Annotated in this window: 24 protein-coding genes and 3 pseudogenes; 15 read left to right on the forward strand and 12 right to left on the reverse strand. The window is 42.6% G+C overall.

Annotated elements, in window-relative coordinates:
• The first annotated feature begins 51 nt into the window (after positions 1-51).
• A complete protein-coding gene (gene glgB, locus V7K85_RS20715) occupies positions 52-2343 on the forward strand; it encodes a 1,4-alpha-glucan branching enzyme (protein ID WP_334816082.1) in 2292 nt (763 codons plus the stop codon).
• Between the two features lie 228 nt (positions 2344-2571).
• Here glgB and V7K85_RS20720 read toward each other — a convergent pair.
• Positions 2572-3048 (reverse strand): annotated as a pseudogene (locus V7K85_RS20720) (hypothetical protein).
• A gap of 173 nt (positions 3049-3221) precedes the next feature.
• On the opposite strand from V7K85_RS20720, the gene V7K85_RS20725 reads away from it, so the two are divergent.
• Complete coding sequence (locus V7K85_RS20725; protein ID WP_334816084.1) at positions 3222-3557, forward strand: XisI protein; 336 nt, start codon at positions 3222-3224, stop codon at positions 3555-3557.
• Between the two features lie 59 nt (positions 3558-3616).
• Here the strand turns inward: V7K85_RS20725 and V7K85_RS20730 are convergent, their stop codons facing one another.
• The 3 genes and pseudogenes from V7K85_RS20730 to V7K85_RS20740 form a co-directional block, all read right to left on the reverse strand.
• Positions 3617-3841, reverse strand: a complete 225-nt coding sequence (locus V7K85_RS20730) for a type II toxin-antitoxin system HicB family antitoxin (protein ID WP_334816086.1) — start codon at positions 3839-3841, stop codon at positions 3617-3619.
• Between the two features lie 71 nt (positions 3842-3912).
• Positions 3913-4065 (reverse strand): annotated as a pseudogene (locus tag V7K85_RS20735) (type II toxin-antitoxin system HicA family toxin); the annotation flags it as partial.
• A 15-nt stretch (positions 4066-4080) separates the two neighbouring features.
• On the reverse strand, positions 4081-8106 hold the full coding sequence (locus V7K85_RS20740; RefSeq protein ID WP_334816300.1) for a HEAT repeat domain-containing protein: 4026 nt from the start codon (positions 8104-8106) through the stop codon (positions 4081-4083).
• A gap of 149 nt (positions 8107-8255) precedes the next feature.
• Here V7K85_RS20740 and V7K85_RS20745 point away from each other — a divergent pair, with 149 nt between their 5' ends.
• Both V7K85_RS20745 and V7K85_RS20750 read left to right on the forward strand, forming a co-directional pair.
• On the forward strand, positions 8256-8996 hold the full coding sequence (locus tag V7K85_RS20745; protein ID WP_334816090.1) for a Uma2 family endonuclease: 741 nt from the start codon (positions 8256-8258) through the stop codon (positions 8994-8996).
• Between the two features lie 78 nt (positions 8997-9074).
• On the forward strand, positions 9075-9929 hold the full coding sequence (locus V7K85_RS20750) for a bifunctional class I SAM-dependent methyltransferase/HIT family protein (RefSeq protein WP_334816092.1): 855 nt from the start codon (positions 9075-9077) through the stop codon (positions 9927-9929).
• A gap of 104 nt (positions 9930-10033) precedes the next feature.
• On the opposite strand, the gene V7K85_RS20755 is transcribed toward V7K85_RS20750, so the two are convergent.
• Positions 10034-10816 carry a Uma2 family endonuclease gene (locus tag V7K85_RS20755; protein WP_334816094.1) on the reverse strand — a complete coding sequence of 261 codons (783 nt, stop codon included), beginning with the start codon at positions 10814-10816 and terminating at the stop codon, positions 10034-10036.
• Between the two features lie 669 nt (positions 10817-11485).
• Here V7K85_RS20755 and serA point away from each other — a divergent pair.
• The gene (gene serA, locus V7K85_RS20760; protein WP_334816096.1) at positions 11486-13066 is read left to right on the forward strand and encodes a phosphoglycerate dehydrogenase; all 1581 of its coding nucleotides are present in this window, start codon (positions 11486-11488) and stop codon (positions 13064-13066) included.
• Here serA and V7K85_RS20765 read toward each other — a convergent pair.
• Positions 13063-13212, reverse strand: coding sequence for a hypothetical protein (locus V7K85_RS20765; RefSeq protein WP_334816098.1), 150 nt, complete (start codon positions 13210-13212; stop codon positions 13063-13065). The genes serA and V7K85_RS20765 overlap by 4 nt on opposite strands.
• A gap of 53 nt (positions 13213-13265) precedes the next feature.
• Between V7K85_RS20765 and prmA the strand changes: the two genes are divergently transcribed.
• From prmA to V7K85_RS20810, 10 genes and pseudogenes are all read left to right on the forward strand, one after another.
• Complete coding sequence (gene prmA, locus V7K85_RS20770) at positions 13266-14186, forward strand: 50S ribosomal protein L11 methyltransferase (RefSeq protein WP_334816100.1); 921 nt, start codon at positions 13266-13268, stop codon at positions 14184-14186.
• A gap of 689 nt (positions 14187-14875) precedes the next feature.
• Entirely contained in the window at positions 14876-15001 is a 126-nt protein-coding gene (locus tag V7K85_RS20775; protein ID WP_334816102.1) for a hypothetical protein, read from the forward strand.
• A 277-nt stretch (positions 15002-15278) separates the two neighbouring features.
• A complete protein-coding gene (locus V7K85_RS20780) occupies positions 15279-16079 on the forward strand; it encodes an SDR family NAD(P)-dependent oxidoreductase (protein WP_334816103.1) in 801 nt (266 codons plus the stop codon).
• 110 nt (positions 16080-16189) lie between these two features.
• The gene (locus tag V7K85_RS20785; RefSeq protein ID WP_334816105.1) at positions 16190-16672 is read left to right on the forward strand and encodes an SRPBCC family protein; all 483 of its coding nucleotides are present in this window, start codon (positions 16190-16192) and stop codon (positions 16670-16672) included.
• A gap of 40 nt (positions 16673-16712) precedes the next feature.
• Positions 16713-17918 (forward strand): zinc-dependent alcohol dehydrogenase, encoded by a 1206-nt coding sequence (locus V7K85_RS20790; RefSeq protein WP_334816107.1) that lies wholly within the window; start codon positions 16713-16715, stop codon positions 17916-17918.
• A gap of 506 nt (positions 17919-18424) precedes the next feature.
• The gene (locus tag V7K85_RS20795) at positions 18425-18568 is read left to right on the forward strand and encodes a hypothetical protein (RefSeq protein ID WP_334816109.1); all 144 of its coding nucleotides are present in this window, start codon (positions 18425-18427) and stop codon (positions 18566-18568) included.
• A 122-nt stretch (positions 18569-18690) separates the two neighbouring features.
• A pseudogene (locus tag V7K85_RS36600) lies at positions 18691-18867 on the forward strand (type II toxin-antitoxin system RelE/ParE family toxin); the annotation flags it as partial.
• Positions 18868-18945: 78 nt separating this feature from the next.
• Positions 18946-19602, forward strand: a complete 657-nt coding sequence (locus V7K85_RS20800) for a DUF3883 domain-containing protein (RefSeq protein ID WP_334816111.1) — start codon at positions 18946-18948, stop codon at positions 19600-19602.
• 139 nt (positions 19603-19741) lie between these two features.
• Positions 19742-20020 (forward strand): type II toxin-antitoxin system Phd/YefM family antitoxin, encoded by a 279-nt coding sequence (locus V7K85_RS20805; RefSeq protein ID WP_334816113.1) that lies wholly within the window; start codon positions 19742-19744, stop codon positions 20018-20020.
• On the forward strand, positions 20020-20406 hold the full coding sequence (locus tag V7K85_RS20810) for a type II toxin-antitoxin system VapC family toxin (protein WP_334816115.1): 387 nt from the start codon (positions 20020-20022) through the stop codon (positions 20404-20406). The genes V7K85_RS20805 and V7K85_RS20810 overlap by 1 nt, the downstream gene beginning before the upstream one ends.
• 167 nt (positions 20407-20573) lie before the next feature.
• On the opposite strand, the gene V7K85_RS20815 is transcribed toward V7K85_RS20810, so the two are convergent.
• The 6 genes from V7K85_RS20815 to glmS form a co-directional block, all read right to left on the reverse strand.
• Positions 20574-20915 carry an anti-phage BREX system Lon protease BrxL gene (locus V7K85_RS20815; protein WP_334816117.1) on the reverse strand — a complete coding sequence of 114 codons (342 nt, stop codon included), beginning with the start codon at positions 20913-20915 and terminating at the stop codon, positions 20574-20576.
• 204 nt (positions 20916-21119) lie between these two features.
• Positions 21120-21314, reverse strand: a complete 195-nt coding sequence (locus V7K85_RS20820; protein ID WP_334816119.1) for a hypothetical protein — start codon at positions 21312-21314, stop codon at positions 21120-21122.
• Positions 21315-21398: 84 nt separating this feature from the next.
• Positions 21399-22055, reverse strand: coding sequence for a hypothetical protein (locus tag V7K85_RS20825; RefSeq protein WP_334816121.1), 657 nt, complete (start codon positions 22053-22055; stop codon positions 21399-21401).
• Positions 22049-22618 (reverse strand): hypothetical protein, encoded by a 570-nt coding sequence (locus V7K85_RS20830; protein WP_334816123.1) that lies wholly within the window; start codon positions 22616-22618, stop codon positions 22049-22051. The genes V7K85_RS20825 and V7K85_RS20830 overlap by 7 nt, the downstream gene beginning before the upstream one ends.
• Positions 22618-22785: a hypothetical protein gene (locus V7K85_RS20835; protein ID WP_334816125.1), complete on the reverse strand. Its 168-nt coding sequence runs from the start codon at positions 22783-22785 to the stop codon at positions 22618-22620. The genes V7K85_RS20830 and V7K85_RS20835 overlap by 1 nt, the downstream gene beginning before the upstream one ends.
• Positions 22786-23099: 314 nt before the next feature.
• Positions 23100-24980, reverse strand: coding sequence for a glutamine--fructose-6-phosphate transaminase (isomerizing) (gene glmS / locus V7K85_RS20840; protein ID WP_334816127.1), 1881 nt, complete (start codon positions 24978-24980; stop codon positions 23100-23102).
• Positions 24981-25378 lie beyond the last annotated feature (398 nt).

The raw sequence follows: 25378 nt of genomic DNA on the forward strand, positions 1-25378 counted from the left end.
TGTTAAAAAAGTAGATTTTAGTCAATCACGTTATTTCATTTAGGTAGCCTCATGTCCATGACCACGATCGCCTCTGAACAGGTTAACCGTATCGTTTGGAATCAGCATAACGATCCCTTTGAAATACTAGGTTCTCATCCCATAGAACAAGATGGCAAAACTGTCTGGGCTGTGCGGGCCTACCTACCAAATGCAAGTGCAGCATGGGTTGTTCTTCCTGAAGAACGCAAGGAATACCCAATGCAAACAGTGCATCATCCCCATTTTTTTGAATGCACGATTGACACTCCAGAACTGGCAAACTACCAGTTACGCATTAAAGAAGGGGAAAATGAGCGTGTCACCTATGACCCTTACGCTTTCCGTTCTCCCAACTTGACAGACTTTGACTTGCATTTGTTTAGTGAAGGCAACCATCACCGGATTTACGAGAAACTGGGAGCGCACCCCACGGAAATAGGCGGCGTTAAGGGCGTTTATTTTGCTGTTTGGGCACCTAACGCCCGTAATGTTTCATTGCTGGGAGATTTCAACCTCTGGGATGGGCGCAAACACCAGATGCGTAAAGGCCCCACGGGAATTTGGGAATTATTTATTCCTGAAATCGGTGTGGGAGAGCATTACAAATATGAAATCAAAAATTTTGAAGGGCACATTTACGAAAAATCCGATCCCTACGGTTTCCAGCAGGAAGTCCGCCCGAAAACTGCATCCATTGTCACTGATTTAAATGCTTATAGTTGGGATGACGAAGACTGGATGGAAAAGCGGCGTCGCACTGACCCCCTTAAAGAGCCAGTTTCAGTCTACGAAGTGCATTTAGGCTCTTGGTTACACGGTTCGAGTGCCGAACCTGCTAAACTGCCAAATGGTGAAACCGAACCTGTAGTTGTCGTTTCTGGACTGAAGCCGGGCGCACGCTTCCTTACCTACCGGGAACTGGCAGACAAACTCATTCCCTATGCCAAAGATTTGGGATACACCCATATAGAATTGCTACCCATTGCGGAGCATCCCTTTGATGGTTCTTGGGGTTATCAAGTAACTGGGTATTATGCCCCCACCTCCCGTTTTGGCAGCCCCGAAGATTTCATGTATTTTATTGACAAATGTCACCAAAATGATATAGGGGTAATTGTAGATTGGGTTCCTGGTCACTTCCCCAAAGATGGACATGGTTTAGCTTTCTTTGATGGTAGCCACCTATACGAACACTCTGACCCCCGCAAAGGTGAACATAAAGGATGGGGTACTTTGGTGTTCAATTACGGTCGTCATGAAGTTTGTAATTTCCTAGCAGCAAATGCCCTCTTTTGGTTTGACAAGTACCACATTGACGGGGTTCGTGTCGATGCTGTTGCCTCGATGCTCTATAACGACTATTGCCGCGAACCAGGAGAATGGCTGCCCAACCAGTATGGCGGCAGAGAAAACCTAGAAGCAGCAGATTTTCTGCGTCAGGTAAATCACATGATCTTCAGCTATTTCCCCGGTGTTCTCTCAATTGCTGAAGAATCGACTTCCTGGCCAATGGTATCTTGGCCCACCTACACAGGCGGACTGGGCTTTAACTTGAAGTGGGATATGGGCTGGATGCACGATATGCTGGATTACTTCAGCATGGACCCTTGGTTCCGTCAGTTCCACCAAAACAATATCACCTTTAGTATGTGGTACAACCACAGCGAGAACTTCATGCTGGCCCTGTCTCACGATGAAGTGGTGCATGGCAAGAGCAATATCATCGGTAAAATGCCGGGAGATACATGGCAGAAGTTAGCAAATGTGCGTTGTTTATTTACCTATATGTTTGCTCACCCAGGCAAGAAAACCATGTTTATGAGCATGGAGTTTGGGCAGTGGAGTGAGTGGAATGATTGGACAGATTTGCAATGGTATTTATTGCAGGATGAAGCCCACCAACAGTTAAAAACGTTTTTCCAGGAATTGAACCATCTCTACCGTTCTGAACCAGTTTTGTACACCCAGGATTTTGCCCAAGCGGGGTTTGAGTGGATTGACTGTAGCGATAATCGCCATAGTGTAGTTTCCTTCATGCGTCGTGACAAGGATTCTGATGATTTTGCGATCGTGATTTGCAATTTTACACCGCAACCCTATTCTCACTACCGCATCGGTGTACCGCAAAAGGGATTTTATACTGAGTTGTTCAATAGTGATGCGCGTAAATATGGCGGCAGCAATATGGGCAACTTAGGTGGTAAGTGGACGGATGATTGGTCTTTGCACAGTCATCCCTATTCGCTGGATTTGTGTTTGCCACCTTTAGGTGTGCTGATTCTCAAGTTGGATAAGGAGAAGACTGCTGAGGTGATGGGATAACAATTTGGGGTGGGTATTGCCCACTCAGTTAAAAGGGCGATAATAAAACTACCCCTCCCTAACCCTCCCCTTTACAAGGGGAGGAAACCAGATTTATCATTTTCCCCCTTTACAAGGGGGGATTAAGGGGGGTAATTCGACTTGTCAAGAGGAGGGTTGGGGAAGGGTAACGCGAGTATCAAAGGTGGATGAATGGAGCTAAAAGACTCATTCACAAGTATTAATTTATCAAGAGCCGGAAGTTTTTGCAGTTCTGCCTTTATTAATAGCTTTAAAGCGATCGCTCAACAGTTCTGCTACAGTTTTTAAGCCTGGAGTCTTTTTCGCTGCTGTCTTGACGTAATCATAAACTGTCAAACTGCCGAGCATCGCTTCGCTACCGACAGCTAACAGGGTATCATCTACTTGTTCATTGAGCTGCTGAATTAAGATTAAAAGTTCGCTGAGTGTGGTAGCTAGTTGATAACCCTAGATAAATTCGTCAATATCAAAGCTGGCTGGGAAAATCTCAGGGTTAGACTGAGCAGCATTGACGCTATTGTTCACAAAGGCTAGGCTTTTATCGCCCATTTTGAATAACTTGCGGCGTTCTTGGGCAGTTAAAGCAATCAGAAAGGGCATCTTTTGTTCGATTATTTGTAGCGCTGCTTTAATTTCTTGGATATCTTCTGGCGAAAGAGTGCCTGCAATCTTTTGATTAGCCATCGTATAATTACCTGGGGATACTAGAGAGTCAGTAGCAAGATTTGCTAAGTATATGATTCCCAGAGTAAATGCAAGGGTACATCTTTTGATTAGAATTTTTAGTATAAAAGTATTATCAAAACATATCAACTTAAATTGATTACTTATCAGCCTGTGGCGGAGGATATTGTCGAATGGATAAACTAACACAATATGAAAAAATAATTCAACAACTTCTCCAAGAATATGCTGCAATTGCTAGTCAAGATCCCGAAATTGAAACTCAATTAATTTTTGACACAGAACATCACCACTATCAACTCGTGAATGTCGGTTGGAAAAATCAGCGCCGTGTTTATGGTTGTTTTTTACATATAGATATTAAAGATGGTAAAGTTTGGCTGCAACATAACGGTACAGAAAATGAAGTCGGAGAAGACTTAGCGAATTTAGGTATACCCAAGCAGGATATAGTCGTCGGCTTTCATTCACCGTTTAAACGACAATTTACAGATTATGCTGTTGGTTAAACCAACGAGCTAGAACTTTAGATTATTTGGGTAGATGTCAAGGGAGCGCTTTTTTAAAGTTATGCTACTTTTAACGACTTTTCTAGTGTTTTTGGCTCTGGTAGAGGTTGACCGTCAGCCAAAGATGATTCAATCAGCATTTCTAAAACTTCTTGAGCATTTTTGAAAGCTTCTTCGTAAGTATCTCCGTGAGTATGACAAAACTTTCCCCATTCTGGAAGACTCACAACAAAACACTCGTCTTCATCAGACCACTGAATAATTATTGTGTAGTGAGAATTCATTCTTGTTCTTCCTCTTGAGCCTTTTTAATTTCTTCTAACCGTTGAAGTGCATTATTAATATCTTTGTCTTAGTAAGCTTTAGCATCATTCCCGTCTTTACCTGATATAGTAACTCTCCCAGATAGCAGGAGATGATACCAATTAGTGTGGCTACCTTTCCCAGGACGGTATGTAAACCCTGCTTGTAGCAACAAGCTTTTGAGTTCTCTAATTTTCTTGGGCATATACTCAGCTTACATTTACTCTTCCCACTGCTTTAACTTCTCTTGAGCAAATTTCCGCACTTGCTCATCTGGGTCATTCTCTGCTTTGTCGCGTAACAGTGGTAAAGTCTGAGGATGCTGAGGAAATTGCTTAATAATTATCTCCAATGCAATGCGCCGAGGGTTGGTTTCATAGTCTTGCTCACGCTCAAAGGAGTCATTGACAGCGCAGTTGTAGTAAATTTCAAACAACTCAGGCTGATTTCTGAAGTATTTGGCTAATGCTTCGATGGCTACATATCGCACATCCCCATCATTATCATCTGTGGCGAGTTCTCTGAGAAACGAGCGCGTGTCCGGGTCATCTTTGAAATTGCTGGCTAATGCTTCGATGGCTACATATCGCACATCCTCATCATTCTCATCTGTGGCGTGTTCTCTGAGAAACGAGCAGGTGTCTGGGTCATCTTTGAAATTGCTGGCTAATGCTTCGATGGCTACATATCGCACATACCATTCATTATCAGCAGTGGCGCAGTCTTTGAGAACCGAGTGGGTGTCTGGGTCATCTTTGAAATTGCTGGCTAATGCTTGGATGGCTGCATATCGCACAGTTTTATCATCAGCAGTGGCGCGGTCTTTGAGAAACGAGTGGGTGTCTAGGTGATCTTTGAAATTGCTGGCTAATGCTTGGATGGCTACACGTCGCACAGTTTCATCATCATCAGCAGTGGCGCGGTCTTTGAGAAACGAGTGGGTGTCTAGGTGATCTTTGAAATTGCTGGCTAATGCTTCGATGGCTACACGTCGCACATTCCTAGATTCATCAGCAGTGGCGCAGTCTTTGAGAATCGAGTGGGTGTCTAGGTGATCTTTGAAATTGCTGGCTAATGCTTGGATGGCTGCATATCGCACAGTTTTATCATCAGCAGTGGCGCGGTCTTTGAGAAACGAGTGGGTATCTGGATGATCTTTGAAATTGCTGGCTAATGCTTCGATGGCTGCATATCGCACATTTTCATCATCATCAGCAGTGGCGCGGTCTTTGAGAAACGAGTGCGTGTCTGGGTGATCTTTGAAATTACTGGCTAATGCTTGGATGACTACACGTCGCACAGTTTCATCATCAGCAGTGGCGCGGTCTTTGAGAAACGAGTGGGTGTCTGGGTGATCTTTGGAATTGCTGGCTAATGCTTCGATGGCTACACGTCGCACATTCCTAGATTCATCAGCAGTGGCACGGTCTTTGAGAATCGAGTGGGTGTCTAGGTCATCTTTGAAATGGATGGCTAATGCTTCGATGGCTGCATATCGCACAGTTTCATCATCAGCAGTGGTGATTTCTTTGAGAATCGAGCGGGTGTCTGGGTAATCTTTGAAATTGCTGGCTAATGCTTGGATGGCTGCACCTCGCACATCCCATTCATTATTAGCAGTGGCGCAGTCTTTGACAAACGAACGGGTGTCTGGGTCATCTTTGAAATTACTGACTAATGCTTCGATGGCTGCATATCGCACATTTTCATCATCATCAGCACTGGCGCGGTCTTTGAGAAATGAGCGGGTGTCTGGATCATCTTTGAAATTGCTGACTAATGCTTCGATGGCTGCATATCGCACATTTTCATCATCATCAGCAGTGGCGCAGTTTTTGAGAAATGAGCGGGTGTCTGGGTCATCTTTGAAATTGCTGACTAATGCTTCAATGGCTGCATATCGCACATTTTCATCATCAGCACTAGCACGGTCTTTGAGCCAGTGTAAGGTATCGCTGTTATCTTTCCAAATCGTGGCGACTGTTGCAACTGCTTGAGTGCGAATTTCCTGAACTAGCTCAGTTTCTTCTTCATCATCATAGGATTCATAATAGTACCAGAGGTCATATTTAGTTAAGTCTTTGAGTTTGTCAAGCAATTTATTAGCCGTTGACACAATCACCGAGCGATTTCTCACTTCTGCAAGACACCCAGCCGCTAAAAACAAGTTGATAAACTTTTTCTCTTCGCCATCTTGCACCATTAAGTAATCAAGAATTTCACCAACAAACTTAACATCAATCATTCCCGCAATTAACAGCAACACCTCATGCCAAGTTTCATCTTGCCAGTGTTTGCCAAAAACTTCAGTGTTGAGATCCTCAATTGTAATACTGCGTTCCTTCTCAAACTGCCAGACAAACTCCCAAGCACAGAAATATTCTAAAAAAGTCCGATGCACAAAAGCATAGTAATCTGCACCCAAGAAACATAAAATAAAGTTGCGAGTTCGCAGTTGATTAATCATCACCCGCGCAAGTTCTCTAGCTTGACTGACTTCTAGACTTTTGAGATAGTCAGTCAAAATCTTCTCTAAATCACCTGCACTAATCAAATTGCCAGCCAAACCTTTATCGCCCGTTTGCATATGATAGGCAACCTGACGCAACATCGCTTGCTTATCTTTATAATCAATAGTTTTAGGATCTAACCTCTTATCTTCTTGCAAAGCACGTTCCACATCCCATTGATGCAGCAGTACCCGCGATGCTTGATAATAAAGTTCGGCTCTATCTCTTGGCAATTCCTGATTCCGATTCAGAATCGCCATCATCGTCAACAACAGAGGATTTCCTGCTAATTCTGCAATAGATTGTGAAGTGTCAATCCCTATTTGCAGCCGTTCCCGTTTTCTAACTTTATCCGCTGTATCGAGAAAAGTTAACTCATGCCAGCGGTAAATAAAATCCTGAATTTGTTCTGGTTCTAAATCTTGCAATATAAAGTGGTGAAACTCAGCATCTCTCAAACGTTGGGGTTTGTAGCCAATCACGCGAGAAGTGACAATAACCTGCACATCACGATATTCATTAGTGAAGCGATGAATATCAATAATTACATCTTCTCGTTGAGCAGGATCAAATACCTCATCCAAACCATCGAACATCACCAAAGCCTTACCACTCTTTAGCTGCTCGTGCAGTTGATGTTGGTTGAGGTGAGAAATCGCACCACTACATTTATGAAAAAATTCGAGAAAATTATCACACTCTTTATCCTCCCGCCGCCGCATATAAGTGCGTAACTCAATCAGCACAGGAATCGGTAGAGAAAAAGAATTATTCAGAGAACTCCTAGCCCAATTTAATGCCAAGTATTTTAATAAAGTAGATTTCCCGGAACCAGGGTCGCCCAGAATCACGATATATTTATAAGTCTGCTGCTCATTTACAATATCCACTACAGAACGTTTCGGTTGTTCTAAATAAACTCGTTTGTAGCGTTCTAATTCTTCTAACTCAACTTCAGCTTCCAGTTCGTTAGTTTCTCGCAATTTTCGGAGATGTTCTTTCGGCAGTTCGTGAATTCGGGGAATAACTTGGTGAATTTCGCGGACATTTTGTGCTATGAATATATCCCAGACTTTGAGTTTATCTCGATAATCATAAGTACTCGTATCTAAACTGTCTAAATTAAGATTGCTATAAGTTTCTTTAATAGCTTCTTGGTATCTTTCTAAATCAAAATCAGGAATAATCCCGGCTATCTCTGTTGTGTTATCTCGGATTTTGTCTAAATTTCGGGAATCCAGAATCTCTCGTAGTTCAGGAACTTCTAAAATAATCTCTTTAACCTTTTGCAGATATTTCCTGGCAATCCGTTTCCAGTTAAAATCATCCGGTAACGGGAATGAAGCATTAATATCATACCAAATTACTTCTAATTTCTTGGTGTCTATAGCTTGAGAGTCATCTTTAAAAGCAGTTCCAAAAATTTCTTTGACTTCTGGATACTTCAGAAATTTATTTAGCGGCTGCTCATACTTTTTGATTTCATCTTCAGCGAGTTCACTATCATCTAAATCCTGCTGCATCAGTTGCAAAAATTCTGTTACAGCCATGACAACAGCTTTCTCCAGGGGTTCTCGCTTAAAAGGCGCGGTTACAGTATTATTAAAGATATATTTGAAAAAATCTTTGGCGTAGTCCTTGACTAAATCCTTGACAAACTCTTCGCTGATAATAGTTTTGACAAGAAATCCAACCGTTTTTTGACCTATCCAGAGAGTGAACCACTCGACTATCATACTCACGCCTGTTAAGTGCTTGACTACGAGTATATACAGTCGCAAGAGAAATATTTCCAGATTTCTGAGTTTTTAACTTAAGAGCGATGCTGGTTGAAGATTTGTTAAAAATAACTAATATACTGTGCATTGATATTAGGAGTATTTTTATGGTTCTACAAGTTAACCCCATCCAAAAAGAACCAATTGTTACTTGGGAAGCACTCCCAGGCGACTTCATTTTACCTGACGATCCAGTGGAAAATATTCAACAACCTGCGATCGCTGCTGCGCTTACCGATGCTTTGGGAAGCACAGGACGCATCCAACCCCAGATGCTGATTGGCTCTAATTTTGGACTTGTAGCCACAGTCAACAAAAAAATTGTCGTTAAAGCACCAGACTGGTTTTATGTCCCTCAAGTCCAGTCTGTAGGAACAAATGTAGTTCGTCGCAGCTATACCCAAAATTTAGAAGGCGCTGCTGTGACTGTAGTGATGGAATTTCTCTCAGACACAGAAGGTGGAGAACTATCAGTCCGCTCAACTCCACCCTACGGTAAACTCTATTATTACGAAAAGATTCTCCAAGTTCCAACCTACGTAACCTACGATCCTTACGAACCAAGCATAGAACTACGCTGCTTGCAAAATGGACAATATACTTTGCAGCAAGCAGACGCTAATGGACGTTACTGGATTCCTGAGTTAGAGTTATTTCTCGGAATTTGGCAAGGTGAAAGATTATGCCAAACCATGAATTGGCTGCGGTGGTGGGATACAGAAGGAAATTTGCTGTTGTGGAGCAGCGAACAAGCCCAACAGGAAAGCCAACGTGCTGAACAAGAACGGCAGCGTGCTGATATATTAGCAGCTAAGTTGCGCGAGCTAGGTGTTGACCCTGATGCGTAGGCGTAGCCCGTCGTAGACATCGCATAACCTAAAGGGATGCTGGGAATAATAATTTTGGGACATCAGCACCAAAATTCCATGAAACAGCAAAAAAATCAGTTCAGCCATCTTACTGCGATCGAAAGAAGTTATCTGTCATTTCCTGCACAGCTTTTATTAAATCAAAACCTTCTACAAGGCAAAATACTAGACTTTGGTTGTGGCTTTGGTAATGATGTTAAAATATTGCGCCAAAAAGGTTGTGATATAACAGGCTATGACCCCTATTATTTTCCACAATATCCTGATAACAAATTTGATACCATAATTTGCTTTTATGTTTTAAATGTTTTATTTACTGAAGAACAAACTAATGTTCTTATGGAAATATCACACTTATTAAAACCAGGAGGCAAAGCTTATTATGCTGTAAGAAGGGATCTGAGAAAAGAAGGGTTTCGAGAACATTATGTCCATAAAAAACCTACTTATCAGTGTATTGTCAAACTTCCCTTTGCTTCACTTTGCTTAGATGAACATCGAGAATTATATGAGTATGTTCACTATAATCATCAGCGAAATTCATCTAATTATTGCATATTCTGTAATCCTCATAAAAGTCTAAAATTATTAACTGAATCAGCAACTGCTTATGCTATTTTTGATGGTTATCCTATAAGTAAAGGACATATCTTGATTATTCCTAAACGTCATGTTAGCAGTTATTTTGAACTACCATTGAAAGAGCAATCCGCTTGCTGGCTTATGGTGAACAAAGTACAAGAAATTCTCAAAACAGAATTTGAACCTGATGGTTTTAATATAGGAATGAATATCAATCGAGCCGCCGGTCAAAATATTATGCACGCCAGTATTCATATCATCCCTCGTTACAAAGGTGATACTGTTGGCGCTAAAAGTGGAATCAGGAACGTTATTCCTAAAAGGCAATAGTTTTTTACTGACAGCTTCCAGTAGCAAACCCGAATCTATAGCAAATACATAAATCTGAAAAACCTGATTTTTCAGTCTTGTTGAAAATATTGCAAAATATTCAGTTAACCGACATTATCTGGATCGATTCCCAGCGCTCTTAATTGTTCTGCTAATTGTTGCACCCGTTGTTCTGCAACTTCAGCGCGTTGTGTTTCTTGTTGAGCGCGTTGTGTTTCTTGTTGAGCGCGTTGTGTTTCTTGTTGAGCGCGTTGTGTTTCTTGTTGAGCGCGTTGTGTTTCTTGTTTTATTTGTTCTGCGGGCGTGAGATACCGTTGTCCTTGCTCATCATACCAATACATCCATTCCCGCGTTACACCGCAATAATTTCCCCTTTCGCAACCAATTCCTAAGCCAATTTCTGGTAGCCAAACGGGGTTTCGCTTTTGCAATTCATACCTACCATTAACTAACTTATGTACTTCCAGATGCGGTTTGCGGCGGCGACGAGAGGAATAAATCACGTAGTAAAGTACACCCAAAGCCGCATATTCATCTAATTTAGTAGTGTATTCCTTGCGATAATTTTGGGAAACTACTTCTAGCACGAAAATAGGTACAACATTTTCATCCCACAGCACATAACTGGGACGCAGTTCCTCATCATAAAACCGCTCTACCCCTAAACTCAAAAAGCCATCTGGCACAATGGGTGATTTATCGGGGTGATAATAAATACCCATATCTATGGCAAAGAGCCAGTCCATGCGTTCTGCCCAAAGTATCAGCAGAATCGCCTTCAGCAAGCCTGGTATCAATTCTTGCAGTTCATTATCCACAGGCGTTTCATCAGAGTCCGGTAGTTCCTCGGCTGAAGGCAAGTACCTTGGCAAGTTGTACTCTAACATGGCTGGTTTCCCCAAAACTCAAACGATATTTCACTCTATTTGGCTCACCAGAATTATAGCGATTTCTTTGCTAGCGATGTCTACAACGGGGTGTTTGCTGAGGCACATACATTAACTGCTCGTACTAAATGGCTCTAACTCTTGATAACCTTATATAGTAGAGCTATTTATCGCTCACTACGAACAAAGCTTTTATCTGAGCGATTATCTTGATGGAATGTTTTACTTTGACTAAGGGATACCACTTGTGGTATTGAGAAACAGCCAAGATTCGACAGATATAATAGTTACTAGCTCGTTTGGTGGTTGTGCAGAGCATTGCCTCAGCTAAAATTGCAGCCCAGTCAAGAATGCAGGCGTTTCTTCTCCACCAAGGAAGTTGCTTAAGCCGATAAAATTTTGGTAACTCTTAACTATTAATAAATATATAGGTGCTTAGTGCTATTCATGCTTTATATTTAGCGACAGGGTGGCGCAAACAGGCACTCATGTTCAAATACTTAGGAGGCAGTACCCACCGGGAGCAATTCACGCTCGATACCATCAGCACGTAGCGTAAGTCAAGGTTAAGTTGATATTAAAACGAATAATTTTTACTCAATTGCCACAGATAAAGACTAAACTAAAAAGTCTTGTGCAGCAAAACCTGTAGCTTTAAATGAAATAATCATGTCTAAGGTTCTTGTCTCAGATTCTATTGACCAAGCTGGAATTGACATTCTTTCGCAAGTTGCTACCGTTGATGTCAAACTAGGTCTAAAACCAGCCCAACTGCTCGAAATTATTAGTGAGTATGACGCGCTGATGATTCGCTCTAGTACACGCGTCACTCAAGAAATCATTGAAGCCGGCACCCAGCTAAAAATCATCGGTCGTGCTGGTGTGGGTGTGGATAATGTGGATGTTCCCGCTGCCACACGCCGGGGAATTGTGGTAGTCAATTCTCCAGAGGGAAATACAATTGCCGCCGCCGAACATGCGCTAGCGATGATTTTGGCTTTGTCTCGCCACATCCCTGATGCTAACGCTTCGGTGAAACGGGGTGCGTGGGATCGCAATAGCTTTGTCGGCGCGGAAGTCTACAAAAAAACTCTCGGCGTTGTCGGTTTGGGTAAAATTGGCTCCCATGTTGCGGCTGTAGCTAGGACAATGGGGATGAAACTCCTAGCTTATGACCCTTTTATCTCCACAGACCGAGCCGAACAAATTGGCTGTCAGTTAGTAGAGCTAGATTTACTCTTCCAGCAAGCAGACTATATCACCCTACACATCCCGAAAACCCCAGAAACCACCCACTTAATCAATGCCACAACCTTGGCAAAAATGAAACCCACAGCCCGGATTATCAACTGCGCTCGTGGTGGGATCATTGATGAAGTAGCTTTAGCAGCAGCTCTGAAAGCGGGTAAAATCGGGGGTGCAGCCTTGGATGTGTTTGAGTCAGAACCACTGGGTGAATCTGAGTTGCGATCGCTAGGCAAAGAAATCATCCTCACCCCTCATTTGGGAGCATCCACCGCGGAAGCTCAAGTAAATGTGGCTATTGATGTTGCCGAACAAATTCGGGATGTACTTCTAGGACTACCAGCACGTTCAGCAGTCAACATTCCTGGACTCGGCCCCGATGTGTTGGAAGAACTCAAACCCTACATGCAACTAGCAGAAACTCTAGGTAATCTGGTGGGACAACTAGCTGGCGGACGGGTGGAAGTACTCAATATTCGACTGCAAGGGGAACTCGCGACCAACAAAAGTCAGCCTTTGGTAGTAGCTGCCCTCAAAGGATTACTTTACCAAGCTTTGCGGGAACGGGTAAATTACGTAAATGCCAGCATAGAAGCTAAAGAACGCGGAATTCGGGTGATTGAAACCCGTGATGCTTCAATTAGAGACTATGCCGGCACACTGCATCTAGAAGCCACGGGTACTTTAGGTACTCATTCTGTCACAGGCGCTTTGTTGGGTGAGCGGGAAATCCATCTGACTGATGTTGACGGTTTCCCGATTAACGTCCCACCCAGCAAATATATGTTGTTTACCCTGCACCGCGATATGCCGGGGATTATCGGCAAACTTGGTTCCCTACTCGGCAGTTTTAATGTGAATATTGCCAGTATGCAAGTAGGTCGTAAAATCGTCCGTGGTGATGCGGTAATGGCTTTGAGTATAGATGACCCCTTACCTGAGGGCATTTTGGGCGAGATTATTAAAGTCCCTGGTATTCGGGATGCGTATACGGTAACACTTTAATTTTGGATTTCGGATTTTGCGGAAAGTCTGAGGGTCGGCTTCCGACGCTCACGGACTTGAAAAGGCTGCGCTACCCGCTCAGAACTTTCCAAGACGGATTTTGGATTGGTAATGGCTAATTGCTCATTGTTTTTCGCATTGATCATTAACCGTTACCAAGTCCCCAATCTAAAATCTAAAATCTAAAATCTAAAATTATATGGCAAACACCTGGTGGGAACTACAGATTTCATGTGAGCCAGACCTAGAAGATTCTATCTTTTGGCGACTGGAAGATTTTGGCTGTCGTGGTACAGCTAGTGAAAACAAAGGAAATTCATCTTTAGTAAGAGCTTACTTGTCGACAATTCAAACACAGCTACTAGATTTGGCAGCGCTGTCGCTGTGGCTGCGTCAAGATGCCCTCTGTGTAGGACTTTCATCTCCCTCACTGCAATGGCAGTTAATTGATGAGGAAGATTGGGCAACTAGCTGGAAACAATATTGGCATCCGCAAGAAATAGGCGATCGCTTCCTAATCAACCCCGCGTGGCTACCATTACCAGAAACAACGGAACGGTTAGTGATTCGTCTTGACCCTGGTGTAGCATTTGGTACGGGGAACCATGCTACCACTCAGCTATGTTTGGAATCCCTAGAAATGCGGCTGAGTAAACTTCCTCAGTCGTTTGTGGGTACTAGTAACAAACATGAACATCTGGTAATTGCGGATATTGGCTGTGGTTCTGGTATCCTTTCTATTGGGGCGCTGCTATTGGGAGCCGAGAAAGTCTATGCAGTAGATACTGACCCTTTGGCGGTGCAATCAACTATCAGTAATGGTGTCCTGAACGATATTAGTCCAGAACGTTTACTACCTGCACAGGGAAGTGTAGACGTTTTGACAAAACTAGTTTCTCAACCAGTGGACGGCATTGTATGCAATATTTTGGCTAATGTGATTATTGAATTGGTTCCCCAAATGAGTGCGATCGCTAAACCTGAGACTTGGGCTATCTTTAGTGGTATTTTACTGGAACAATCTAAAGCTGTTGCTGACGCCTTAGAAGAAAATGGTTGGATCGTTGCTACCCTGTGGAAACGCAAAGAATGGTGTTGCTTGAATGTCCGGCGTTCTTAACCTAGTGGATATTGTAAACAAATAAAAAAGTCATCCAATTTAAACGTCTGTAACCCTTTTATTTACCTTCAGATTTACGTTAATCTCAAAAAATAAAGTCGTACAATTTCGCAAACGTTTTCCCTGTAAGGATTTAGGAATATTTGCTCACAGATTCAGTGGCTATTACATCCAAGTGCAAAGTTCAGATTAACAACTTGAGTTTGCTGGGTGTGCGATCGCTATAAATTGTGTTTGTGATTCTAGACAGATACAGCTGTAAATAAATAATCCGGTTAAATAATTTTATAAACCCTTTACTCGTAAGGGTTTAAGCTAATTAAATTAGTGCAAGATTAACTTGAGAAGTTCTACTGCGGCAAAAAATCACCCGATCTCATTTAAGCTGTTCTACATTGAACTTGCATAATTAGGGCGCTCATGTTGCTCACCCCACAATAGTTATGTTTACGGTTATACAAATTAGATGTTTTTCAGCTTATTAAAAATCCATTTCTGGATGGTAGTGATAATTATTATCACCAGCAAAATTGCTGGTAAGTTATTTTTGCACGAGTCCTAAGCACACAACTAGACCTAATACGTAATCAGCCCTTCAACAGAGATAGGCGATCGCTACAAACACCCTTAAGCTAGAGGTGATTAATCAAGTGTCTTCCTAAGATGAAATAAGTTAGGAGATAAATGTCATGACCCAGGCTCAACTGCACCAAGTAAATCCACAGATGCAGCAGTTTATTCAAACTTGCCTAGATTGTCATAGCACCTGTTTGAACATTATTACCTATTACCTTCAGGACAACCAACTACCCTAACGTGAGATAAATTCTTTGGCATAGGAGTCGTCGATGACAAAGCAAAGCAGGCAGTAAGCGCTGCGGCAGCCGGACTGCGCTTGGGATTTGATGGATAAGCGCAACGAGCAAATGAAGTATGGAACCGCTGTGCAATGGCAAATGCAGAATTTTGATCGGCTCTAATAAGACATCATTCAAAATGTCTTTAAAGGGTTGAAACACTGATTCAGCACAGGCAACTCCATCTGTAGTTTGGAGTAGAAAAAGTAAAAGCATTTGAAAGGAGTAAAACATCATGGATAGTTCATTGACCCGCCCCTTAGCTGTCGTGACCGGTGCTTCCAGCGGCATCGGTTACGAACTTGCAAAACAATTTGCCCAAAACGGCTTTGATCTCTTAGTTACGTCTACTGGTTCAAGCATCAATGAGGCAGCTGTTGCCTTTAAGGAGTTGGGTGCTAAGGTCGAGACGGTGCAAACCGATCTCGCTACCTATGATGGAGTTGAGAAGCTTTACGACAAGATTAAGGCGATCGGGCAACCCGTGGATGCGATCGCTATCAACGCAGGTGTCGGTGTTGGCGGCGAGTTTATCAAGACCGATTTGCAGGAAGAACTCAATCTGATTGAGCTAAACATCGCCTCAACGGTTCATCTTGCCAAACGAGTCGTGAAAGACATGGTTGATCGCAAGAAGGGCAGAATTCTCTTTACCTCATCAATTGTCTCTCAGATGCCCAGTCCGTTTCAAGCAGTTTATGCAGCATCCAAGGCATTCGTTCACTCCTTCTCAGAAGCAATCCGCAACGAATTGAAGGACACTGGTGTTACCGTCACCGCACTCATGCCCGGAGCTACTGAAACCAACTTCTTCCACCGTGCAGAACTGGACGACACGAAAGTGGGTTCGGACAAAAAGGATGACCCAGCCCTTGTCGCCAAGCAGGAGTTTGAGGCTCTGATGGCAGGTAAGGATAGTGTACTTGCAGAATCGCTTAAGACGAAGATTCAGGGCACTGTCAGCCAATTTTTGCCTGATATGGTCACTGCTGAACTGAACCGCAAGCTCAATGAACCCGGATCGGACAATAAGTAAGCTGCTGTAATCGCTTTAAGCTCTTACGTCTTCTCAAGCTCACAGCATGACCATTGCTCGCTCACCTCAGTATCAACAAGAAAAGACAGTATCTCAATCAGACAATTGTTATGAATCAACGCATTAAGGTTGAAAAAACTGTAACGATCAACAAGCCAGCAGAGGAACTATACCGCTTTTGGCATAACTTTGAGAACTTGCCCCGTTTTACGAAGCATCTCAAAGACGTGAAGGTATATAACGACAAGCGATCTCACTGGATAACTAGCGGGCCGTTAGGCACAAGCGTTGAATGGGATGCAGACATCGTTGAAGACCGCGAAAACGAATTGATTAGTTGGACTTCAGTTGAAGGCGCAGATATTGCGAACTCTGGTTCTGTCCGCTTCAAGTCGGCACTCAACGATCGCGGCACTGAGGTCAAAGTCATCACGGAATACAATCCACCGGGTGGAGCGATTGGAGATGCAATTGCCAAACTCTTTGGCGAAGCACCCGAACAGCAGCTAGGAGATGATTTAGGCCGCTTCAAAATGCTGATGGAAACAGGCGAGATTGCGACAACTGAAAGTCAACCCAAAGGACACGACTAAGCCTAATAACAATTAAAAACTTATCAAAAGAGGAAAAGCAATGAGAGCAGTTTGCTGGCAAGGAACCAACAAGGTAGAAGTCGAAACCGTACCCGATCCCAAAATCATTAATCCGCGTGATGCGATCGTGAAAATCACCTCAACGGCGATCTGCGGCTCTGATTTGCATCTGTATGACGGCTTCAACCCCACAATGAAACCGGGGGACATCTTGGGGCATGAATTCATGGGAGAGATCGTTGAACTAGGCAGTGCTTTTAAAAATGGAAATATCCATAACAAAGGCAAAGCCCTTGCCATTGGCGATCGCGTCGTTGTCCCCTTTACCATTTCCTGCGGCTCGTGTTTCTTTTGCAATCGGGATTTATGGTCGCTGTGCGATAACTCCAACCCCAACGCTTGGATGGCGGAAAAAATGATGGGTCATTCTCCATCAGGTCTTTACGGTTACTCCCATTTGACGGGGGGCTATGCTGGAGGTCAAGCGGAATATGCCCGCGTTCCCTTTGCCGATGTCGGGTTATTCAAGATTCCCGATGGACTGGCAGATGAAAAAGTCCTATTTTTTACTGATATTTTCCCTACTGGTTATATGGCAGCAGAAAATTGTGACATCCAACCAGGAGATACAGTTGCGATTTGGGGTTGCGGTCCAGTTGGGCAGTTTGCGATTAGAAGTGCCTTCATGCTGGGTGCTGGGCGCGTCATTGCCATTGATCGCGTTCCCGAACGGCTCCAGATGGCAAAAGATGGGGGAGCAGAAGTTTTGAACTATGAAGAAACCGAGGTGGGTGAAGCCCTCAAAGAAATGACTGGGGGTCTGGGTCCCGATTCGGTTATGGATGCGGTGGGAATGGAAGCTCACGGCATGGGTTTGGAAGGCTTCTATGATAAGGCAAAGCAAGCAGTACGAATGGAAACCGATCGACCCAATGTATTGCGTCAAGCGATTGTTGCTTGTCGTAAAGGCGGTACGGTGTCGGTTCCCGGTGTTTACACGGGCTTTGTAGACAAGATGCCGATGGGTGCTTTCATGAACAAAGGTTTAACCATGAAAACAGGACAAACCCACGTGCATCGGTATTTGCAGACGCTACTCGATCACGTTCAAAACGGCGATATTGACCCCTCGTTCGTCATCACCCACAGTCTGCCGCTAGAGCAAGCCCCCCACGGCTACGAAATCTTCAAGCATAAACAGGACAACTGCATCAAGATCGTGCTCAAGCCGGGTCAGGCTGCTTGAAACTTAGGCTCTACATAACACTGTGATCAACGGTAGTACTTATTTGCCGTTGATCTGAGCAGTGTATTCAGAGGAATATGCCATGAGTGTCAAAATCAAAGTTTTTTCTGACTACGTTTGTCCTGTAAAAGTATAAAAAAGTTGTACAATTTTGCAGTTTGTAACCCCTATATTACCGTTGGCATTCACGCGATTTATAAAAATAAAGTTGTACAATTTTCCCAAAATTCGTCATATTGATAAATAAAAAAGTTGTACAATTCCTCAAAAGCTAGCCTTGTAAGGGTTTGGAACTATTTACTACAAGATTCAATGGTGATCGCTCCCCAGACAAAGCCAAATCAGTAATTTTGGTTGGTGATGTATGCGATCGCATCTTATATAATTTATTATAAAATCTAAAAACTGCTAGAATAACAAAGCTTTGGTAGTAAAAATATATGATGAGTAATTGAAATGACAGCAAATGTTAACGTAAAATACCAAGTTCTTAAGGTAGTGAAGAAATGCCACAGAATGTTACTTTTGAAGAAGTAATGGAGCGTCTTTATTTTCTATATAAAGTGAATCAAGGTTTACAACAAGTCGATGCTGGTAATATCGTGCCACATGAAGAAGCTAAAAAACAAATTAAGACATGGTACGAATAAACTGGACAAATCAGGCTTTAACTGATTTATAAGCAATAGGTGATTTTATTGCGCGAGATGCGCCAAGTTTTGCTCAGATATTTGTGAATAAAGTATTTTTATCTGTATAACGTCTAGAAAATTTTCCATATTCAGGACGTATAGTGCCGGAAATAAGTAAAGAGAATATTAGGGAAATTATCTTTGGTAGTTACCGGATTGTTTATTTAGTAAATAATAATGAAGTAAATATTTTAACTATTTTTCATTCATCTAGGCAGCTTAAACTTTCTGATTTATCTAGCGAACTTGATGATTAAATCTCCGCTAGATTACAAACTATTTTTTCGGTTTGGTATCTAACCTGAAAATGGTGATCGCCTATTTTAAGAAGTGCATTGTTTGACCTTTGTAAGCAATCGCCTCGGAAGTTCTACGAACGCATCTGCTTTGAAAAAGATTTGATCAGCATTTCTGGGAAACCCCTAGCTGCCTTCATCTGTTCTGGACATTCTCTACTGGATGCCACAATTGACTTGACTTTGGAACGACACCGGGATTTGTTGAAACAAGGCACTATCTTAGTGGATGAAAATGATTCCAGCGAAGAAACCCGCGCCTTAGTTTATCTAGAACATTCCATACAAGATGCACGGACAAATCTAAATGGCTCTAGGCGTAAGGCAGCAACGACGGCTGTGATGGAAGCAGAACGCAATTTAGGGTATGAACCAATAGATGTGAGTCATCAGAAGTGCGGCTATGATATTGAGTCGCGCATTCCAGAAACAGGACAGTTGCGATTTATTGAAGTGAAAGGGCGAATTACAGGTGCTAAAACTGTGACAGTGACGAAGAATGAAATTATTATTGCTCTAAACAAGCCAGATAATTTAATTTTGGCATTGGTGCAAGTGCCTTTAGCAGAAGATATGGAAAGTAATTGTTCTATTCACTATTTACGGCGTCCGTTCCATAAAGAACCAGATTTTGCTGTGACTAGTGTTAATTATGATTGGCTGGAGTTGTGGCAACAGGGAACTGAGCCGATTTAAAATAATTATTTACCGTATGAACTATTACACTCTTTATATTTTTTAATCATTCTTCATCCTCCAATACTATTCAATTTCATCTTCAGTGAGGGTAGATTTTATTGGTTATAATACTGGTAATCAGTAGGGCATAAGCAAAATGTCACCAAAAACTTTTGATATTGCTGACTTATCTGATAATTTAGCTGATTTATTGTCAGATATCCAAAATCATGTTGAAATTACCCTAATTCATCAGGGTGTCCCTTTGGCAAAAATTTTGCCTTTAGCTCAACCTGAGCCTACAGTTCCTAAAGCTGATTTAAATGATGCCTTCAAGCCAAGAGTTGCAGGTTTTTGGCAGGGACAAGTTAAGATTGTTGATGATTTTGATGAGACTTCAGAAGAAGTAGTTGCAGCATTTTATGGGGATGAATAGTGAGTTTTTTGTTAGATACTCATATTTTATTGTGGTTTTTAGAAAATGATTCTAAATTGTCAGATCAGGTACGAGAGGTAATTATTAATCCTGAAAATTTAATTTTCGTCAGTGCGATTAGTGCTTGGAAAATTTCAATTAAACAGTCTTTAGGAAAGTTAATTGCTCCTGGTAATTTGGAGGAGGCTTTGCGGTTCAGTCGGTTTGAGGTTTTGTCTATGACATTGGCACATGGAATAAAGGTTGCTGATTTGCCTCTACACCATAAAGATCCTTTTGATAGGATGTTAATTGCTCAAGCTTTGATAGAAGGTTTAACAATAATTACAGTAGACCAAAAGTTTAAATTTTATGATGTGCCATTATTATCTGATGATTTCGGTTAGCTCAAATATGCCAAAATTTCAGAACTCTAGCTTTCTCTAGAATAACTGCTACAGGTTTACTTCATTTGCTGATTGTTTTTTGGTGCGATGCCTGCGGCGGTTCGCAAAGCGACCATCGCAATTTTGTGAGAGTAATCGCTCTTAAGTCTGCCTACTTTATTGGATAGCTAGTTATCCAAGTAAAAAGGGATGCTTTTGGTGAGAGCAATTACAGGACAACGAACTTGTATACGGTCTATAAATCGATGTCGCCCCCGTTGTTCTACTAGCGCTTGGGCTTTGTTAGCTTCATCGTGGCGGAAGTAGTTGCTTTGTAGTCTTTCTTTGACAGCCTGAATGCCAATGCAGATTTCATCTTCATCATCTGAGGCGCAGTATTTTCCCAGAAGATATTCCAGTGCATAGGATGGTACATTTTCCCCACCCTTGATTTGATGTAGCAAGTCCTTACGTACTACCTTTCCTGGAAATGTTTGATTAACTTTTTGGTCTAGCGCATCTTGAAACATGAGTTCATTCTTAATCTAGTAAGCGATTTTCTAGTTCTAACTTTGCCCAAATTACGCCAGTTTGTGGGTCAATTGCTCGCATTTCAATTTTGGAGCATGAAATGTCGTCAGACTCCAGTAAGATAGGAACCGAAGTTTCTTGATTGGGCTGGAGTATGATTTCACCAGTTCGTTCGTCTCTAGCATCGCAGTCGGTTGCTTTACCTACCCGCTTGCTTTTACTGTTGAGCCATCGTAAGCTTCGATGCGGACTTGTATTGCTTCTGGTAGCAAATATTCATAGCAGACTCGCAGATTGATTACTTTATTGGCAAAGTAATCGTACTTATAATGCAGGAAAATATTCGCCTTACTCTGAGCTGTAATCTTACCTTGCGATCGCAAAATTACCAATGGCACGATCGCCTCCTGCAAGCTTATGCCTTCGTGGAAGTAACCTTCAACTTGTTGAAAAACTTTAAAGCCTTTGGCAACACAGAGGTCTTAGGCATCTCCTTGGATACCAACCTGCTCAGTTTTGAAGATAACTACACTTGAAGATTCGCCAGATATAAATTGCCCAAGCAAATTCCTGCGCTTAGTTTTCAACCACTCACCCCCTGGTTTGGGAATTACATCTCCTAATGGTATTTCGTCAATTAGGACGTGACCATGATCTGCACCAATGACAAAATGGGTGAACCCAATTGTAGATAATCGACGAATTATATTTACCATTTCACCGACTACATCCGAAAGATATTTTCGGGCTTTCATGTTGCCAATACTTTCAGCAATGCGGTCAGGGTCTTTGGTGCGGACAACTAATAAATTCACAGAGGCTAACTGCTTGCCCAAGGCATTTACTTTTTTGCTGAAAATATCTTCCGGTTCGATATCTTTGAAGCGATCGCCGTATTTTTCCTGTAGCAGTCGCATCCGGTGCTTGGACTCTTCCAGTTTCCTCTCACCTAAGACAGGAATTAGCTCTCCGCCTGATTCTACCAGTCTGAGCGTACGTTTACAAGGCAGGTCGAGGGCAAACTCGTTGAACAGCAGATACTGACCGAGTTGCTTTCTGATTTCTGCCCAGGATTTGGCTTTTGATAGAGGTTTAAAGCCAATCTCCGTTGCCAATAACTGCAAAAATTCTTTTAACAACCTTTAATGGAATCAATACGTTGTGATTTTTCATCTAAGCAGAGGACTAAGGCGATCGCTTCTGATGGTGAGTCAGTACCTAGCGCCTCTAACAGTAAAGGCGAACGGTGATGGAACTGTAAATTGTCTAACATCGATAGCGTTGGACTGCCTTGGGCAAATAGCCGAGTAATCTCTATAGCCCGTTCTGGTATTGCTTGTCTGGCAAGAGATTCTAACTGTTCTGCTTCTTTGTCGCCAAACGCCATACCAGCCCATGCGAAAACTTCAAACGGATCTTGCCGCTTCTCATCTTCTATTGTTCCATGCTGGCGGGGTACGTAAATGAGGAGATTCAACCCAGCTTTGGCTAAGTCATCAGACTCGTTCATCTGGCGGTAGATGGCTTCAGCTTGACGACGGGAGTTCAAAATAGACTCAACAGTAGATACGACTACACAAGAGTCAGCTTGGAAGGATTGAATAAAATCAGCAAAAGTGCGATCGCTATCGTACCAAACGACTATGCGGTGCTGTTCCAATATGCGGTGTAATTGTCGGCGAACAAAGTCTGAGACGCTCATTATACTGGCTCCTGTGTCGTCTTTTTACGGCTTTTGCCTTTGGTTGTTTTGGGTTGGGAATTTTCTGGGTTAGCTGGTTGGTAAACTTCTTCCAGTCCGTGGGCGATCGCAACTGTTGGATGGGCATCTCTTGCTAAATGTTTCAAGATTTGGAATTCTACATCCATTGCCCTACTTACCTTCCAGAGTTTTTTCTTTTAATCCTTTTATTCAGAATACTCGGAAAGTGACAGAAGAGGGCTAAATGTTACTCCTCTAATAACCATAAATTTGTTTTTAGCATCGCTTTAGTATAAAAATCGATTTATTCAAGGTTTAAGCCCAACTAAAAACCCAACATCAATCATTTTGAGATTGTATAGACATATAGCCCCTTGTGCCAGACATGACCTCAAAAAAAATTGCTGGATGTGCTAAAATTTAACTATCCAACAATAATATCAGGTAAGTCGCAGTATAATTATTGATTAAATAGTATAAATTATTCTACAGTGACACTTTTAGCAAGGTTACGAGGCTGATCGACATCCAAACCGCGAAGGGCGGCAATATGATAAGCCAATAATTGCAAGGGAACCACTGTCAGAATCGGAGAAAGTAATTCTTCTACATGAGAGACAGGAAGCAGATCGTTAAAAATTTCCCCAGCTTCGCCATCTTTAACTGGAGTCACGCCAATTAAGCGAGAATCTCTGGCTTTTGCTTCCTGGGCATTAGAAATAACTTTTTCGTAAACACTACCAGGTATTGCGATCGCAACTACTGGTACTTTCGCATCCAAAAGAGCGATCGGGCCATGTTTCATCTCTCCAGCCGGATACCCTTCGGCGTGAATGTAGCTAATTTCTTTTAATTTCAACGCCCCTTCCAAAGCAATGGGGAAGTTAATTCCTCTTCCCACAAAAATGAAATCTTGGGTTTCGGCGAATTCGTGGGCTAGCTGTTCAGTTAAACATTCTTGACTTTCCAAAGTTGCTTCAATTTCTTTGGGAATTTGCCGCAACCCGTTAATAATTTTCTCTAATGCATCTTTTGAAACTGTCTGACGACGAGCTGCTAAATCCAGTGCCAAAGCATAAAATCCCATCAGTTGGGCGGTAAAAGTTTTTGTCGCCGCTACCCCAATTTCAATTCCCGCTAGAGTACTAATAATATGCGGCACCATATGACCGAGGCTGCTTTCGGGGCGATTGGTAATGCCCAGTAGTCGCGCTTGATATTTGGGTTCTTTTCCCTGGCGACGTTCTTTTTCCATCGCTAAAGCTGCTAGGGTATCAGCAGTTTCACCTGATTGGGTAACGCCAATGATCAACGTGTTAGCCGTCACAGGTGATGGTGCATAGCGATACTCAGAAGCGTAATGTACCTGAGTTGAAATTCCTGCTAGTTGTTCGATTAAATATTTTCCGATTAATGCTGCGTGCCAACTGGTACCACAGGCGACAATCTGAATTTGTTCTAAATCCTTGTATAAATCCGCAGGTAAACCAAGATTGATTGGCGATTCTGTAGATTCGGCTGGATTAAAGTAAGCGTCTAAACTAGCTCTCACTACCCCTGGTTGCTCATGGATTTCTTTGAGCATGAAGTGTTTGAATCCCTGCTTTTCTACCATTGCAGGATTGAAGTTGAGTAGTCGGGGTTGTTTTTTCAACCTGTCGCCAGCAAAATTGTAAATCTCAACGCCCAAAGGTGTGAGTCGGGCTATTTCGCCATTTTCCAGAGGTAGCACTGCACGGGTGTAGGCAACGATCGCTGGCGTGTCAGACGCACAAAAGAACTCCCCTTGCCCAAAACCAATTACCAAAGGTGCTTGTTGGCGGACAACAATCAATTCATCGGGGTAGTCAGCAGAAATAACTGCGATCGCAAATGCCCCCTGCAAGTGGTTAACGGTTTGGCGAATTGCCTCTAGGAAGCGAGATGAGGGAGATGAAGGGGGAAGATTCTTCAAAAATTCGGCTATGAGATGGGGGATTACTTCTGTATCGGTTTCAGAACGAAATTCGTGTCCTTTTTGTTTGAGTTCCTCGCGCAACTCGCGGTAATTTTCGATAATCCCATTTTGCACCACCGCCACTCGCTTTGCCGTATCCATGTGGGGATGGGCGTTGTACTCTTCTGGTTTACCATGAGTTGCCCAGCGTGTGTGACCAATACCAATTTGGGCAGGGGTTTCTATTTGTTCGAGTTTAGAACGCAAGTTATGCAGTTTGCCCTTTGCCCGCACACAATTAACCTCACCTTCCCAAATAGTGGCGATTCCAGCAGAATCGTAGCCCCTGTACTCTAGTTTTTCCAGCCCAGCCAGTAAAATGTCTGTCGCCGCTTGAGTGCCTATATATCCAACGATTCCGCACATTGTTCACACCGCTTTTTTTCAGGATAATTTAATCCAGTATAGTCTTTAGCACAAACTCGACGTTTTGCAAAAAAAAAGGGAGTAAATTACTCCCTCTACCACTAGGTATTGCTAAAGGTGCTTTCTATTAAGAAACTTTAAAATTCTTGAGCACTGAGTTCTGAGTTCCGTTAGCGTAGCGGGGCGTAGCCCGTGCTGAGTGAAGAATCAAGAAATTGTTTTTTTGATTTACTTCTTTTGCCTCAGGACTCAGAACTCAGCGAGAACTCTGTAGCGTGCTTCCCGCAGGGTGCGGAGGCTTTCTTTGATGGTCTGTATCACTGCCGAGAGGCGCAAAGGCTTACGCCTCTTTCTTGTGTTCCAAGGAGATCAAGGCAACCGTTCTGGAAAGAACAGTT

This window comes from Nostoc sp. (genome assembly GCF_036917615.1).
Lineage (GTDB): Bacteria > Cyanobacteriota > Cyanobacteriia > Cyanobacteriales > Nostocaceae > Nostoc.